11 protein-coding genes are annotated in these 14,492 nt (G+C 46.8%); 3 read left to right on the top strand and 8 right to left on the bottom strand.

Annotated elements, in window-relative coordinates:
* Nucleotides 1-212: 212 nt before the first annotated feature.
* The 4 genes from gpAD87_RS24900 to gpAD87_RS24885 all read right to left on the bottom strand — a co-directional run bounded on the left by gpAD87_RS24900 (nucleotide 213) and on the right by gpAD87_RS24885 (nucleotide 4,557).
* Nucleotides 213-731 (bottom strand): hypothetical protein, encoded by a 519-nt coding sequence (locus tag gpAD87_RS24900; RefSeq protein ID WP_231952833.1) that lies wholly within the window; start codon nucleotides 729-731, stop codon nucleotides 213-215.
* 69 nt (nucleotides 732-800) lie between these two features.
* On the bottom strand, nucleotides 801-2,426 hold the full coding sequence (locus gpAD87_RS24895; protein ID WP_064641535.1) for a rhamnogalacturonan lyase B N-terminal domain-containing protein: 1,626 nt from the start codon (nucleotides 2,424-2,426) through the stop codon (nucleotides 801-803).
* A gap of 532 nt (nucleotides 2,427-2,958) precedes the next feature.
* On the bottom strand, nucleotides 2,959-3,924 hold the full coding sequence (locus gpAD87_RS24890) for an SMI1/KNR4 family protein (protein WP_064641533.1): 966 nt from the start codon (nucleotides 3,922-3,924) through the stop codon (nucleotides 2,959-2,961).
* Nucleotides 3,925-4,026: 102 nt separating this feature from the next.
* On the bottom strand, nucleotides 4,027-4,557 hold the full coding sequence (locus gpAD87_RS24885; protein WP_064641531.1) for a GrpB family protein: 531 nt from the start codon (nucleotides 4,555-4,557) through the stop codon (nucleotides 4,027-4,029).
* A gap of 127 nt (nucleotides 4,558-4,684) precedes the next feature.
* Between gpAD87_RS24885 and gpAD87_RS24880 the strand changes: the two genes are divergently transcribed.
* The gene (locus gpAD87_RS24880; protein WP_064641530.1) at nucleotides 4,685-5,152 is read left to right on the top strand and encodes an anthrone oxygenase family protein; all 468 of its coding nucleotides are present in this window, start codon (nucleotides 4,685-4,687) and stop codon (nucleotides 5,150-5,152) included.
* Nucleotides 5,153-5,173: 21 nt separating this feature from the next.
* Here gpAD87_RS24880 and gpAD87_RS24875 read toward each other — a convergent pair whose 3' ends face one another.
* Together gpAD87_RS24875 and gpAD87_RS24870 are read right to left on the bottom strand one after the other, a co-directional pair.
* Nucleotides 5,174-5,791: a hypothetical protein gene (locus tag gpAD87_RS24875; protein WP_064641528.1), complete on the bottom strand. Its 618-nt coding sequence runs from the start codon at nucleotides 5,789-5,791 to the stop codon at nucleotides 5,174-5,176.
* Nucleotides 5,792-6,104: 313 nt separating this feature from the next.
* Nucleotides 6,105-8,687: an S-layer homology domain-containing protein gene (locus tag gpAD87_RS24870; protein ID WP_082935374.1), complete on the bottom strand. Its 2,583-nt coding sequence runs from the start codon at nucleotides 8,685-8,687 to the stop codon at nucleotides 6,105-6,107.
* A 240-nt stretch (nucleotides 8,688-8,927) separates the two neighbouring features.
* On the opposite strand from gpAD87_RS24870, the gene gpAD87_RS24865 reads away from it, so the two are divergent.
* Both gpAD87_RS24865 and gpAD87_RS24860 read left to right on the top strand, forming a co-directional pair.
* Nucleotides 8,928-11,276 (top strand): AraC family transcriptional regulator, encoded by a 2,349-nt coding sequence (locus gpAD87_RS24865; RefSeq protein ID WP_064641524.1) that lies wholly within the window; start codon nucleotides 8,928-8,930, stop codon nucleotides 11,274-11,276.
* A gap of 18 nt (nucleotides 11,277-11,294) precedes the next feature.
* Nucleotides 11,295-12,911, top strand: a complete 1,617-nt coding sequence (locus tag gpAD87_RS24860; protein ID WP_064641522.1) for an extracellular solute-binding protein — start codon at nucleotides 11,295-11,297, stop codon at nucleotides 12,909-12,911.
* 127 nt (nucleotides 12,912-13,038) lie between these two features.
* Here the strand turns inward: gpAD87_RS24860 and gpAD87_RS24855 are convergent, their stop codons facing one another.
* Nucleotides 13,039-13,236 (bottom strand): hypothetical protein, encoded by a 198-nt coding sequence (locus gpAD87_RS24855; RefSeq protein WP_064641520.1) that lies wholly within the window; start codon nucleotides 13,234-13,236, stop codon nucleotides 13,039-13,041.
* 14 nt (nucleotides 13,237-13,250) lie between these two features.
* Entirely contained in the window at nucleotides 13,251-14,123 is an 873-nt protein-coding gene (locus gpAD87_RS24850) for a hypothetical protein (RefSeq protein ID WP_064641518.1), read from the bottom strand.
* Nucleotides 14,124-14,492 lie beyond the last annotated feature (369 nt).

Below are 14,492 nucleotides of genomic sequence, written 5' to 3'. Positions count from 1 at the left end.
TCTATTATTTAGATGTCTAAATATTAGATGTCTAAATAATAGCAGAGGAATTGTCTTTCTGCAACGCATGTGGCCCTGTATCCTTATTTTGGATGCCTTTAGCGAAGCAAGTGAAGTGTATATAAATACAGCCCTCAAGGATTTGAGGGCTGTATTGCATCATGTTTCTTAATCAATGTATTGATCCATGTATTCTGAAAATTTTGATAATGTCACTTTTCATTCTCCAGCCCAGATTCAGGATAAGGCTTGCCCACCGTATCATCTGGTGTCTGAACGTACCACTGAGCATATGTGGCGTTACCAGAATCGGAATCGGATTTCTCTGGCTTACAAGTAAACTGGTACGCAGATATATCCTCTCCGCGTAAGGTTACAGTCACGGCAAGCTCTGGGTCGCCCCAGCTTGGATATTTACTGCGGTACTGTGCATCAATAATTTCACTTTGAAAAGAAGGGCTGGTCATAAATGCTGTGGTTTGAGTGAAAAGTCGATGAATCTCTTCTTCAACCGGTTCTGTTTTGACCGTATATACGACTTCGACCCGAGGTGTGGAATAACGAATCTCCGTCTTTTGAATAACAGGAAAATCTTGCTCGATATCCTGCCGAAAAGATTTGACTTCTTCTGAAGAGACGTTGGTGTAAGAAGTACATGCCGTCAAGAAAAGAACCAGAGCCAGAATATTCACTACGTTCAATATTCCTGAACAATGTTTGATGCCAGACATACAATCACCGGCTTTATTTGAAATATATGAATCGTATGCAGATAAACCTCCCTCAGCACTCCTATTAAATTAATTCAACAATTCAACACAGTCATACACCCACCCGGCACTTAACCAATTGCCCAAGTCGCTGGAGCCGCTAATTGGCGTAATGGTTACCGTGTTGGACCCATTAACAAAATAGGATGCCGGTATATTCCAGGAAAAGGTTGTATTGTTGCCTCGGTAGGTCCCAATCGTAAAGCTACGAGAGTTCGGTTGGGAGGAGGCTGCCGGATTGGTTAACGTCTGACCGTTAATCGTTACGCTGGGTCTTCCATTGTTGTATGCTGCCGTAATACCGATGTTAAGTACATGCGAAGATGCCGCTTGGGAAGAGTTCAGGCTAAAGGTAACGGTTGTGGGCGAGTTTTGTCCCCGGAACTGAATCGCAGGGAACTTGTTGGTTGCACTGCCGGTGGCATAACTGACAGGGCCCCAGCTTGGATTACGGCTATCGGAAGGATGACGGATCGGAATTGTCTGGCCGTTCAGGAACTCTGACGGTGTACCATCCCAATTCCCAATGCGCCAGATGCTGGATGCTTTACTTGGGTCATTGTTAATCGTACGCGTATTCAGCGTTGTCGTTGATCCTCCAGTGACGTTCACACTTTCGGTATAGACGGCCAGTTCCCCCTTATACACCGTCATGGTGTATGTACCTGGAATCATGCTGTATTTGGCAGCCGCCCCGCTCGAAGAGGCATTCACCCAATATTGGGCGTTGCTGTTGGCAAAACCAACCGTATATGCATAACCCGTATCCATGCCAGAGAGCCCGTTAAGCACGACATTACCTCGGCTGGATACCCAACCTGTCAGGTTCAGACTCGACATCCAGCTAAAATCAGGTACGCTTGGCGTTGCACCGGTGGTGAAAATCAAGGCATACGGCCCATGCAGACCCATGCGCCAATTTTCTGTCTGAGCATGTCCTGAATTCATGTAATTGTAGACCTCCGTATCCCCACCACTCTGGAACTGGATATCACGGAAGAACGGACCTCCCGAGCTCTTCTCTCGGTCGCCATAGGCCATAAACACGCCCACACCAATCCCCGTAACGCCTCGAATGGTCAGATCCTTGGCCTGGTCGTTGCCGTAATACTTCGAGGTACTCTGTCCGTTGGCGTAACCAAAAACATCCTCGCTCTCAATCGCGCCGGTGTTATTCCGATTATTCGAGTTGGCCGGAACCCCTGTTAACACGCTGCCGTTACCCCGGAAAATATAGCGCAATTCACCCACAGACGGTTCTGCTGTGACATACGTTGCCATATAGATAATGTTCTCACCGCCACGTGATGCATAGTAGTGGGTAAGCGTGCTGGTTGAGACGGTGATCAATAGGGTTGATCCCGAAGGAGATGTGTTCCAGGTTACATTGGCAGAGCCCAAACCAGAGCTGATATGGGACCCCTTGCTGGAGCCGTTCAGCTCTGTTCCGTTCATTTTGGCAGATATGATATCGCCATTGGTTTTATTCACCGTGTATACCAGACCTGCTCCTGTGTTCACTTCAATCCTCGACCCGTTATCCGTAACATTGATGGTGGCTGCGTGTCCGGTGGATGTTGGATATAATACCGCTGCTGCCATCATCACCATTAAAAGAAACGAACTGAATCCCTTCTTCACTAAACGTCTGCTCACGAGCTAATCCCTCCCTGGAATCGTTTTTTAACGTTTTCGTAATGGGCCAAAATCAGATTTAAATATCGTATATAAGATAGCTGAATTAAAAGTAAAGCGCTTACAATATAATGTATGACAAACGAGCCTATGTCTCATCTCGGTATTCGTGATGCATGCGGTATATCCATATGGGTCAACTTTCTTCCCTATCGTCCTCTTATGACAACACCTCCTGTATCGGAATATCTGCATCCAACTTACTGGTAATATCATTAAAATAATACCATTATATTACATACCGTGACAATGAAAATAGCTATCAACCTGCCGTAATCTCTCTCTGTTTTTTTGTATCTTATACTCCTTACGGGCAATGTGGAAGATGGCTGAGCTACCTGAACGCAGCTAAACAATACACCGGCGATCTCACCATCAACATTACGTTCTTCTTCTACCGCATGGAATGAGAGGATTTCAACTGAAAAAGCTGCATCCTTTGTGACGGATGCAGCTCTTCAATATTTTGTATAACAGGAAGCTACAACCTTCTTTACAGTGAACCCTCAAGGTTTGCAGGTTGATTTCCCTCATTCACCAGACCTTGAATAAAGGTCTCAACATTGGGCGCAAGCCAAGTGATCTTGTAGCCTTCTGCTTTATTCACATAGACAACCTCGGGCTCACCGGCATTGCCGGATTCACGATAATCCAGCATCACGACCTCTGAATCGGAAGTGCACTCACACAGAATGACACCGATTTCGGGGTACCCCCCTTGTTCGATGATCACCCGGCTTCCAGCTTCTCCACACAGTGAATGTGCCTTTTCCCGTCCAATACCCAGGATATTCGATATTTCAACTTGAATCTTCCCATCATTCTCCGCCTGACTAACCGGAAAATAACGATAGTGGGGAACACCACCATTATGTAGTTTCATCATGTTCACATAGAATGTCGGCAGCTTGAACACCAATTGATCCTCCACTGCTTCAATTTGCACTTCAGTAGGTGGGGACAACACATATTGATCGACGTTTGCTGGACTGTCATTCCAGAAGCTCGTCGATTCGGCATGGATACCAGGCGCAGCTTCAATGGTGATTTCAGTCACCGAGTGGACTGTATCCACGGGCTCCTCTACCACTTCTTCTGTAAGCTCGTCTGCTGTTTTATTCCGAATCCATTCCAGGAACTCCTGTGTATCCTCATCTCCCGGCTCCAATCGGTCCGCTGCTTCGAAAGCTTCACGCGCGTTCTCATATTGCTCCAAATAATAATACGCCAGACCAATGCGGTAATGCCAAAGCGGGTCATTTTGTCCCTCTGCTTCAACCGACAGGAATTGCTCCACTGCCTCCTGGTAACGCTCCATATTATTCAACGCTCTACCCAGATGGTTGACCAGAATATAATTCCGCTCCTCTTCCGGAACCTCTGTAATCGCATCTATAATCTCTTCATAATCATCCTGTTCATGCCAATCCTCTAGCCGTTCCAAGAGTTCATCATTCATTGATCTTGCCTCCCTGTCTTATTCGTTGTAGAAATTATATCATTTAGGCGCTGCCCACTCCAAAAAAGGCGATTTCCACCAACTTAGCTCCAGATGAAATGTTCAACTTTCGGGACGATAGAGTGTCTCTTTTAATATCTTTGTGACGAACGCGGTTTTATTATCACAATAACGATCGATATCGGATCGATACTGCGCCGCTAACCTGATTTTTAATTGTTGGTATTCATTGCGCGCCGTCTCATTATCTCTTAAATAGTCTCTTAACGCGATATGTTCCAGATACCCTTTTCCATCCTTAGGACAAACATATAAATGATACTTCATATGTTCATCTTGAAAGGTCCTTTGAAAGGCTTCTCTTCCCTCAATGCCGAGATTCCCTTGGTATTCGTACCCTTGTAGTGCCAAACGCTTAATAATCTCTGGGAGTACATCATAGCTATCACTGACAACATCCAGATCGATAACGGATTTAGCTGATAAACCCTCAACCGATGTACTGCCCACATGCTCTACTCTTAGAATTAAGTCACCAATGTAACTGATTATCATTTCTTTTATCTGTTCAAAAGCGACTTTCCATTGCGAGTCGTAAGGAACGACCTCAATAGTAGGTGTTTTTTCGGCCATGATGATCCCCTCCCTACATCCATGGTATTCATTATCTCCCATCGTTCATGTTGAATTCACAATTGTGTATTACCGTTAGACAATACTTCAACTACAGTCGTCAACATTCACGAGGAGGATATTCCTTATGTATCAGATTATTATTGAGTTTGTAAGTATCTTTCTAGCCGGCATCCTGGCTGGTGAAGAGTTTGTGGTACGTTATGGAGTGCATGTGTCCCTGGCTAAGCTGGATGAACCTTTGCAGATTCGTGTTCGCCAAGCACTAATACTAAAATTGCGTTTACTTGTACCTGCCATCTTTCTACCCACGGCCATTTCAGGCGTTGCAGTACTCATAATGAGTGGTTCCGAACCCGGATTCAGCTTCCGCTGGGCAGGCGTTCTTGCTTTACTTATCTTTATTTTGACTACGCTTATCGGAACCGTGCCTATTAACAAAGGGGCGCTCGCCTGGAACCCCGAATCACCACCAAGTAATTGGAAGCAGTTAGTGAGACGATGGGAGCGTTTAGATGTGGTTCGTTCTTCGGCGGCAATTTGGGCCTTTGTGTTCTTCTTGACGGCATTGGCGCTGCAATTAGTTGGAAATTAATACGGGCCTTGCTGCCTATTCTTATTTGTTATTCATAACAAGAGAATACTTATTGAAAATCCAGGAGTCCTTCAACTCGTTTACAGCACGTTGGCTGACACGAACGGATGGCTTCTGCTCTTGCATGGCATCTACTCCAGGTGCGGAGAAACGCAGCAGTTTGGTGATTTTTTTAACTCCGCTCGCCACCTCTTCATAAAACGCATAGGTTAACGGCAAATGCTCTCGAATATCTTCGTATATATAGTACTTCCCCTTCTCATCCTCCAAATTGATCTGAAAACCTTTGGGGAGCGACAGGGTAATGCACGGTAATTCATCCTCAGCCCATTGTCCAACATAGGGGAAGTTAATTCCTTCGTTTTTGACGAAAAATCCGGAATTGTGCTGATCCAGCGTAATCAATACTGAATAGGCGAGATATGGGTGATACCCCTCCCTTTTCTCTGCTGCGGTAAAAAAATGATAAAATTGCTCATATCCTTCAAGCACCTGATTCGTATCATATTGAGTCTGATCATAACTAGGACGGATAAACTTTGCTCGTTTCTGTTCAAAAAGTGCCAAAAAGCTTTTAAATTCATCCGGTGTTATGAAAAATTTCAGCTTATAAAATCCACTGTGTTTTAATCGATCCAATTAGCTCACCGCCAAATATAGACTTATAAAAACCGATCTCGTTTGCAACGTCAAATCTAGGATGCAGTTTGATACCTACTTCCACAATTTCAACATATTATCCTGCTAAGGAAGCTCTATTCCTCCCTTACCCTAGTGTGAGTGTTTGTTATCGGAATATAGGACATTCTCTATGAATAAAAGTAAAAAGGGCGAAAATGGTTCGCATTACACGAACCATTTTCGCCCTTTCGAATTTATTAAGAAATGCTATTCTCTTCAACCGAGTCTTCCACTCTCGCTCAGAGCATACACATTCTTTCAACCACTATGTTTACAAACCTTCGATCAGTGCCTTGATTGAGCTGTCACTCTCCAGTGCACGGATGATAATCGTCACAGCTTCAGCCCGTGTAGCTTTGCCGTTCGGCGAGAACACGGAAGAGGATAGCCCTTGCACCAGATTGGCCGATGAAGCCTGCGCAATTGCCGCCGCTGCCCAGTTACTGCTGTCCACATCACTGAAGCTGGCCGGAGTGCTAGTCGCAAGTGCGTTCAGATCAAGCACACGAGCAATAATCGTCACCATCTCAGCGCGGGAGATCGTCGCATTTGGTTTGAAGCTGCCGTCTGCATAGCCGGTAATGACTCCCTTGTCAGCCAGGGCGCTGATATATCCGGCTGCCCAGCTAGACTTCGTATCTTTGAAGCTAACCGAAGCCGAATTCTCGCCAAGACCAAATGCCCGGGCAATCATTGCGGTAAATTCAGCTCGGGTGACGGACGCATTAGGCCGGAACGAACCATTCTCGTAACCATCCACCATGCGTAATTTCACGGCAGCACCAATACTTCGGTTGGCCCAGTGACCAGAAATATCACTGAATGTCTTTTGCTCATTTTTCGTTGCCGCTATGGCTTCATTAACTGTCTTCAGTACCGCTTCCTGGCTCACAACACCTGATTTGAACGGATTAACCTGTGTTGCTGGCGGTACCGTTGGTTCTGTTGTAGGAGGTGTGGTAACCGTACCCGAATCTGTTCCAGAACCTGTTGATGGTGTGGATGGTGTTGGTATAGTGACGGAGCCACCACCTGTACCAGGTGTAGTCGGCGTTGTTGGCGTAGTCCCCGGATTTGTTGTATCCGTAATCGCCAGTGCAATGCGGTTGCTCTCATATTTCACCTGGGCATTATATTTGCTTGGCAGGCCATCCACCTGAACAGAGGCGAACTTTCCGCTTTGCTGATTGGCGCCATGGCTTACAAGCGTAATCTCACCTGCGCCAGGTACATAGCTGCTGGCAAAATTCACATGCAGAGTTCCGGCAGTGTTTACCGTACCTTTAACGTCGAGCACGTCATTTGCGGAAGCCACGTTGAGCTCCAGCGTACCGTCAGCAGCCTGCGCGAAGTTGCCTTCGATGTTCCATTTGCCAGTTACGCTCTCCGTAACCGTACCCCCGTTGTTGACTACATCGCCACTACCGAACGCAGTAGCTGTATCACCTTCCAATGTGCCCGCGCTAACCTGAGTACCACCGGAGTACGTATTAGCCCCCCGCAGTTTCAATGTACCGCTGCCTTCCTTCGTCAGCTTGCCGGTACCGGAGATGTTGTTCCGCCAAACGTCCACTGCGTTAAAACCACCCTTGCTGGCATCCATCACTACCGTTACATCACTGTTGAATGCGCCATATCCGTCTGCCGCAGCGAACAGATTGAGGCGTCCCCAGCCTTCGGGATCATCCAATACAGGGTAGCCGGATGCAATTCCGGTTGTCGCCAGTACAGCACGACGCTGATCTGCACTAAGGTAAGGCTGTCTGGTCTCAAGCAGCACTTCTGCTCCTTTAGGGACTGGCATAGGCTCCGTTGTGGAACCGATCTGCGGGAAACCATAGGTCAGACGTTGGGTATACTCGGCCTTGTTTTTCTCGTAGTCGGTAAATCGGTCTTCTGCTGTTCCGGTCTCCTTCAACAGTACATTATGTGCCTGATCGTAAGCTGCCTGCTTCAGCTCAGCATTCTCCGGATCATTCAGAGCACCTGCTGCGAGGGCAGTTGCAAGTACACGACCGCCCATGACATCCAATGGGGAGTGCATTCCGGCAACAACTCGGTTGTTGCCCATCTCCGAAGCACGGGTTACCAACTCCTGAAAACGTTCAGGCACGGCATAAGCGAATGCAATTGCGGCAAGGTAGGACGCATTGGTATGCCCGCTCGGGAAGCCGCCGTCCGAGGCTGCCTCCGCCTCATCTTTGATTGCCGGTCTCAGCGTTGGCACAACAACCTCATGAGTATTCAACCAGCGGAACGGACGCATATAACTGAAGAAATTTTTGGAAGGGTTGGTTGACGCCGCATTACCGCGCAGGGCTCCAACCAGATCTACCATTTTACCTAGCTCGGAATCGGAATTTCCGGCTTTGTTCGTTGTATTACCATCGTCATACTTCTTCGTTGTGGCATCGTCCGGGATACTCGTAATGGTCGTATATGTGCCCGATTTTTCACGATATACATCAGCCAGTGAACCCAGACCCTCGGTTGCACCGTAAGTTTGATTTGTACGATCGGTATAGTACGCGGCATCCTCCTCCGCTTGAGTGCGGTTTGCTGCGATATCCGCTACATATTGAATGTTATAGTCCAGTATGTCGGGCTGAACCTTAGTGCCATTGTTCCAGGAAGAACCTGGTGTCCAGAGATCCAGGAACTTGGACAATGTACCAAGGGCCGGGTTGGTCTCAAGTGTAGTGTTCGATGAGTTATTATTCTTATACGTATCTACAAAATAACCCCAAGCCGGCTCCTGCGGTAATGGAACTTGCGAATCACTTGGCGCCGCAAGCGCAGCACTTGATGCAATTGAATTGGATATGAGCACGACACCCATAGCAGCGGTCAACATTTTCTTTTTGTTTTTGTTGGCTTTCGTTTTCAAATCTTTTCGACTCCCATCGTTTGGTAGTTGGTCTCGAATCGGTCTCAATGTAGCACCCGTCACGTTTAACCAGCAATAAAACAATTTCGCCATTGTATCAATTTCGGAGCAATATCGCCTGTTTTCGACATTTAACATTCCCTTCATATAAATCGTGAACTTTGGTGGAATCAGGTAGTGTATAATCGTCGCCGGGAGGAATGCCTCATGAAAAAATGGAGCTCCGCATGGGCGGGTTTGGCGATTTCGTACGGTTCCATCGTGGTCGTCATTGTGCTGCTTATATGCTCTTTCTTCTATATCTATTTCTCGCGCAGTTACAATGAGGAATTGCAGAACAAGAATCAGCTGATTCTTGAAAATACAACACGAATCATTGAAGGAACGATCCTGCAAAGGGTGCAGCAGATCTACCTGGACTTGTCACTCGACAAGTCTGCGGATATTCGACTGTTCGCGGAACCATCTACTCGAAGCGGGCTAGACAGCGTCATTGACCTCCAGGAGTTACTTAAGTCCAAGGTTGCCGGCAACGCGGACATGATTCAGGCCATACATCTTTATTATCCTGGACAAAACATCATGCTATCGTCGCTATACGGCCTGCGCTATAACGCCGATCAAGGGGAAGGTTCGGCTTATTATTCAGATTGGCTTCAGGATATGCGGGCCAGCAAGCAAAATAGCCTGTGGACGGCTTCACGTCAGGTACCGCAGGACATTTTCTCCAGCGTGCCAGGTGGCACAGCTGACAGTAGCAACGCCCTGTTGACGTACACGCACAGCTATCCTTTTCAGTCCACAGGCGAAACCGGTGATGTCTATATTGCAATAGATGTAAAAGAAAGCGCGATTAGCAGCATCATAGAGAATATGATGCCCTCACAATACAAAAGCACATTTATCGTTAACCATATGGGTAACACCATTAGTAATGCCAATACCGACACTCTGGGGCAGCCAGGCGAATACGGTGCGAGCATCAAGAAAGCACTACAGTCTGGAAACGCGAAGGGCAGCTTTGACGACAAGATCGACAATACATCGGTTGTTGTGTCCTACCAGACCCTGCCTTCGACAGGATGGACTATCTATAGCGCAATGCCGGCCAGCTTCTATTATGAGCAGTCGATCATGGTACAGAAGCTCATCCTCGGCATATGCATGATCGCCATCGTGATCGGTCTGGTGCTGTCAGCAGTTTTGCTCAGAGCGAACTACAGCCCGATCAAACGCCTCGTCAGCCGAATTAAGGACCTATCCGGACCGGCAACAACGCATATTACGAATGAATACCGGCTGATCGACAGTGCCTTCATGCAATTGAACGATAAGGTGAGCAGCCTTGAGGAAACACTGCTGGCGAACAGTCCGGCAATCAAGCATAACGCTGTACTGAATCTGCTCCATGGCGGCTATAGCCGAGAACAGTGGGCAGAAGAACGGACAGCACTAGGCATCTCACATCCATATCACGCATACAGCTGCTTGCTTCTGAATACTGGGGTAGCCCACATGGGACTTAGCTCGGAGAATCTGCCATCCGTCATATCGAGATTTATCCATGGGCTGGAGTCGCTATCCTTGCCAGATAGTCGCCTGATTGCCGAGGAGCTGCCGGACAAGAAGCTGGCGGTTATTCTGTGTACGGATATAGCGTCTGAACCGCTGCTGGGCAAGCTGTCCCAGCTTCTATTGTCAGAGGCACGACAGCAGTTCCAGCTTGATATCCAGCTGTCGTCAGGCTCCTGGGTGCAAGAGCTGGCCGATGTGCATAGAAGCTTCAGCGAGGCCCAGGCGTTGATGAAATACGCGTATTTCCTGCCCGAGCTCCATATCCTGAAGGACCGCAGCATTCTCCAGCGGGAGCACAATATGGACGAAATTCCGCAGGCCATGCTTGCCAAGTTCAGAGACAAGCTTCATGCCAGGCAGCCGGATGAGGCCGTTGCCGCCGTTGACCAGTTCATTGCCACGATGAGGGAAGGATTATATCCCGCAGACTATTGCCATTTTATGCTGGCGAATGCGGTATTCGTCTACTCGGATGTCGTGAAAAATGCCCGTTACAAGCATCCCATTCAGCTCGGTAATCCCGATCTGTACCATGAGTACATCAGTATCGCCAATATCGTGGCATATCGCGACTGGCTGGTGGAGTCGATCACGGTATTTATCTCCGAAACGGAGAAACGGAACAGCGACCGGGCCGTCTCCACCATCGGGCTCGCCAAACAATATATTGAGGAGCATCTGTCTGAAGATCTGTCACTGGAGGCCGTAGGAGCGCAGGTGTTCATCAGTTCCAAATATTTGAGCAAGCTTTTTAAAGAGGAGCTTGGCGTTACCTATACTGACTATGTCACCTCCCGGCGGATGGAACGGGCCAAAGTACTGATTGAGAACAACAACATGACTATTGAACGGATCGCAAGCTCTGTCGGTTATGGAACTACTGCCTATTTCATTAAACGGTTCAAGGAAATGTACGGCTGTACGCCGGGCCATTATTTACGCAAGACTGCTTCGGCAGGAATCGCGGATGCTGGATCTTAAGGTGAGGAAGGGTTACGGATGAAAAAAAAGGGATGGCTGCGCGTTACAGCGCTTCTCGCAATGCTGATTCCGGTAGGCGTGATCAGTATCCTCAGCGGCTGCGATCTGCCACTCGGGCAGAAGACCACAACGGATAAGCAAGAAGCCGATTCGGCTTCCCCCAATCCGCGCTACCACATTTCATGGACGATGCATCAAAATTATCCGGTGCCGGAGGATGCGGAGATGCTCAAGTACGTGGAGGACAAATTCGATGTGGATCTCGATGTGTGGAATCTTGAAAATAACAAATATGAATCCCTTCTCGACATGAAGCTGGCCCAGGGTGCCATTCCCGATCTGTTCCGTATCCGCCAGCCGCAGGACCTGCTGAAGTACCAGCAGCAAGGCGTACTGGCCGAAATTCCTGTTGATATGCTCAACACATACGCCCCAAACCTGATGCGGATCATCCGGGAAAATGCGCCTGCTTACGAAAATGCCGGAAGGATTGACGGAGCCTATTATGGTATTCCCGTCATTAATCCGACCAACATCTATCGCACCCCGGTCGTTTTCCGGCAGGACTGGCTGGACAAGCTCGGCCTGTCGGTGCCGCAAACGCTGGCTGATTTTGAGAAGGTGATCTATGCCTTCACCAACGATGATCCTGACGGCAATGGGATCAAGGATACCTATGGCCTGTCCAGCGAAGGCATGAACGTTGTATTTGGCGCCTTTGGGCAAATCGTTTTCGCGGATCAGCTCTACTTCAGCATGAAGGATGGAGAGCAGGTCATAGGTGCCCTTCAGCCCGAAATGAAAGAAGCACTGCAATATTTACGCAAATGGTACCGGGACGGCGTGATCGATCCTGAGTTTATTACCGGGGAGAATAAGGGCAGCTACAAACACCTGTCCCACGCCTTTATTAACGGCAGAATCGGAATGACATCGATGGGCAATTATTATCACTGGATTCAGGATGGTGATTACCTGGACTGGAGTTATGGTTCGAATGGTCATGCCGTAGAGACTCCGGTGCAATCGACCTTTAACGTGAAGGAGCTGACCGCCAAGAACCCAGAAGCCCGGGTGGTGTTCGGCAGACCTTTTACCGGACCATACGGGCAGCGCGGCTCCAAGGGATACGATATGTTAATGAGCTTCACGGCCATCGGCGCCGATGCCGTCAAGGAACCGGGCAAGCTTGCGACAATCCTTCGAATTCTGGATGATGTCAGCGCAAACCCTGATCCGAACGAGGCAGCTACCCTGGCCTTCGGCGTGAAGGGCAAGCACTGGACTTGGACTGATACGTTTCCGCAGAACACAGTCATTCTGCCTCCGTACGATAAGATGTTCAGTTATCAGAACGTAATTGGCGCCAATCTGGGCATGACCGTGCCCCTGAAGCAGACCGGACGACGAGAGCAATGGGCTTCGACCCTCGGCCTGAATCAGGACGGCATTTACAACTCGCTTGAGGTAGCAACCCCCTCCCTTGCCAAAAACGGAGCAGAGCTGATCAAGCTGAAGAACAAGGCCTACATCTCCTTCATTACTGGCGAGAGACCGCTGAGCGAATTTGATAATTTCGTGGAGGAATTCATGGCCGCAGGCGGCGCGAAAGTACTGAGCGAAGTGAATGAGTGAACAAATGATTATGAGACGAAACAGGATATGAGACTTTGAGTTACATGCAGTAAACAAAACGAGAAAAGGCTTCAATAACCCGAAGCCTTTTCTCGCCAAATAATATACAGTTTTATAATCATGTTATTTATTTGTTTATTTGAGCAAGTTCACTAAAAAACACCAAGAACATACTAAACAAAATAACCACAAGAATTGTAAAACTAATACTGGCTAACGTTACATATTTTTTTGAAGCTTGCGGGTTGATAACTTTTGAAAAAAAATATACAAATACATAACTAAATATAGCAACAACTACAAGAATTAAAGGTGTAATAGTCATAAATTCAAAACCTCTCATTTTAAAAAGTCAGTTTGTGTCCATGTCCAAGTAAATGAAGTTGGTCTGGCTTCGTCATAATTAAATCCAAGACTTAATGAAACAGAAGGCTCTTTAGAAAAAGTAAATTGTGGGGAGGTAACTGCGAGCCTCTTATGAAAGTAGTTACCTACCATGGAACTAGTAATCTTATTCCCACTATTATCATGTCCTACTTGAAGGGTCATCGAGGCCGCTCCTTGATGCTCTTGTTGAAGACCTCGACTTACTAAGTTAACATCCCATCCAATTCCTGTTCCAGGCTGGATGGTTTCATAACCTGTTTGTGTGACTCCTCCTGATGTGTTTTTCTTATCGGTATAATAAATTAGTTTATACCAGTGCTTGGCAGAATTATTTACTACCGAATAATTATTGTTCCACGCTAATCCAAACTTATCAACACCAGAAAAAGTTGGGCTGTACTTCCAATTCCAATTATAATTCACTGTAAATTGTGCTATCCCTTTACTCGCTGTTCTTATACGACTCACAACTAGAGTATGAGAAAAATTTGTATCTTGTAAGGCTTGTGGACTAATTGAACCTGAAGTTTTAGAATCGGTGATATTATCTTTAGCTGTCTGGCTAGTTACATAGACAGCACCATCATCAACTAAATCTTTTTTTTGCTCAGGGATAAGCAATGAGATAACACTCTCCGGATAACCATTCTCTCTCAAATACGCATCATACGAAGCTTCTTCCTCAATCACAGAGATTTCAGGCTTTATATTTTCTGAAGACAAGCCATCTTCTATACTTGATGTTGAACTAGGGTTAGCTAATACACTACTTGAAAAAAGTGAACTTAATAATAGAGCGGCTAATAAGGACATTCTTAATTTCATTTTTCTTCCTCCGTTTTAATAAATACTTCCAACTGGCACGTCAAAGGTAACCCCCTAGATTTGCAGTATGATCTGGTATACAAATAATCTATATAATTATTAACATTTGCATTTCCAAAACCAGAATTCAATATCTAAAGATCATATAAAAAGGATCCATTATGCCGTAGGAGTAACCCATGTTATCAGAATTACATTTCTTAATATATCCTTCTAAAATCCTATTTTTACTGTTTATTACATCTATCATTAGTCAAAATCGGTCCTATTGTCCTACGATAAAATCCTCATCCGGAACCGTTTGATCTAGGCATCGCACGGTCTTTTCACCATCAATGACAGAAAAGAGCAGCTCTCCGCTGCTCTTTT

It is taken from the genome of Paenibacillus sp. AD87 (assembly GCF_001659845.1).
Lineage (GTDB): Bacteria > Bacillota > Bacilli > Paenibacillales > Paenibacillaceae > Paenibacillus > Paenibacillus marchantiae.
The sequence above is the reverse complement of the archived record's forward strand: the minus strand, read 5'-3'. Positions and strand labels throughout refer to the sequence as shown.

Coding starts and splice junctions, on each gene's coding strand:
- gpAD87_RS24900 (WP_231952833.1), bottom strand. CDS start 731: ATGTCTGGCATCAAACATTGTTCAGGAATATTGAACGTAGTGAATATT.
- gpAD87_RS24890 (WP_064641533.1), bottom strand. CDS start 3,924: ATGAATGATGAACTCTTGGAACGGCTAGAGGATTGGCATGAACAGGAT.
- gpAD87_RS24885 (WP_064641531.1), bottom strand. CDS start 4,557: ATGGCCGAAAAAACACCTACTATTGAGGTCGTTCCTTACGACTCGCAA.
- gpAD87_RS24880 (WP_064641530.1), top strand. CDS start 4,685: ATGTATCAGATTATTATTGAGTTTGTAAGTATCTTTCTAGCCGGCATC.
- gpAD87_RS24870 (WP_082935374.1), bottom strand. CDS start 8,687: ATGTTGACCGCTGCTATGGGTGTCGTGCTCATATCCAATTCAATTGCA.
- gpAD87_RS24865 (WP_064641524.1), top strand. CDS start 8,928: ATGAAAAAATGGAGCTCCGCATGGGCGGGTTTGGCGATTTCGTACGGT.
- gpAD87_RS24860 (WP_064641522.1), top strand. CDS start 11,295: ATGAAAAAAAAGGGATGGCTGCGCGTTACAGCGCTTCTCGCAATGCTG.
- gpAD87_RS24855 (WP_064641520.1), bottom strand. CDS start 13,236: ATGACTATTACACCTTTAATTCTTGTAGTTGTTGCTATATTTAGTTAT.
- gpAD87_RS24850 (WP_064641518.1), bottom strand. CDS start 14,123: ATGAAATTAAGAATGTCCTTATTAGCCGCTCTATTATTAAGTTCACTT.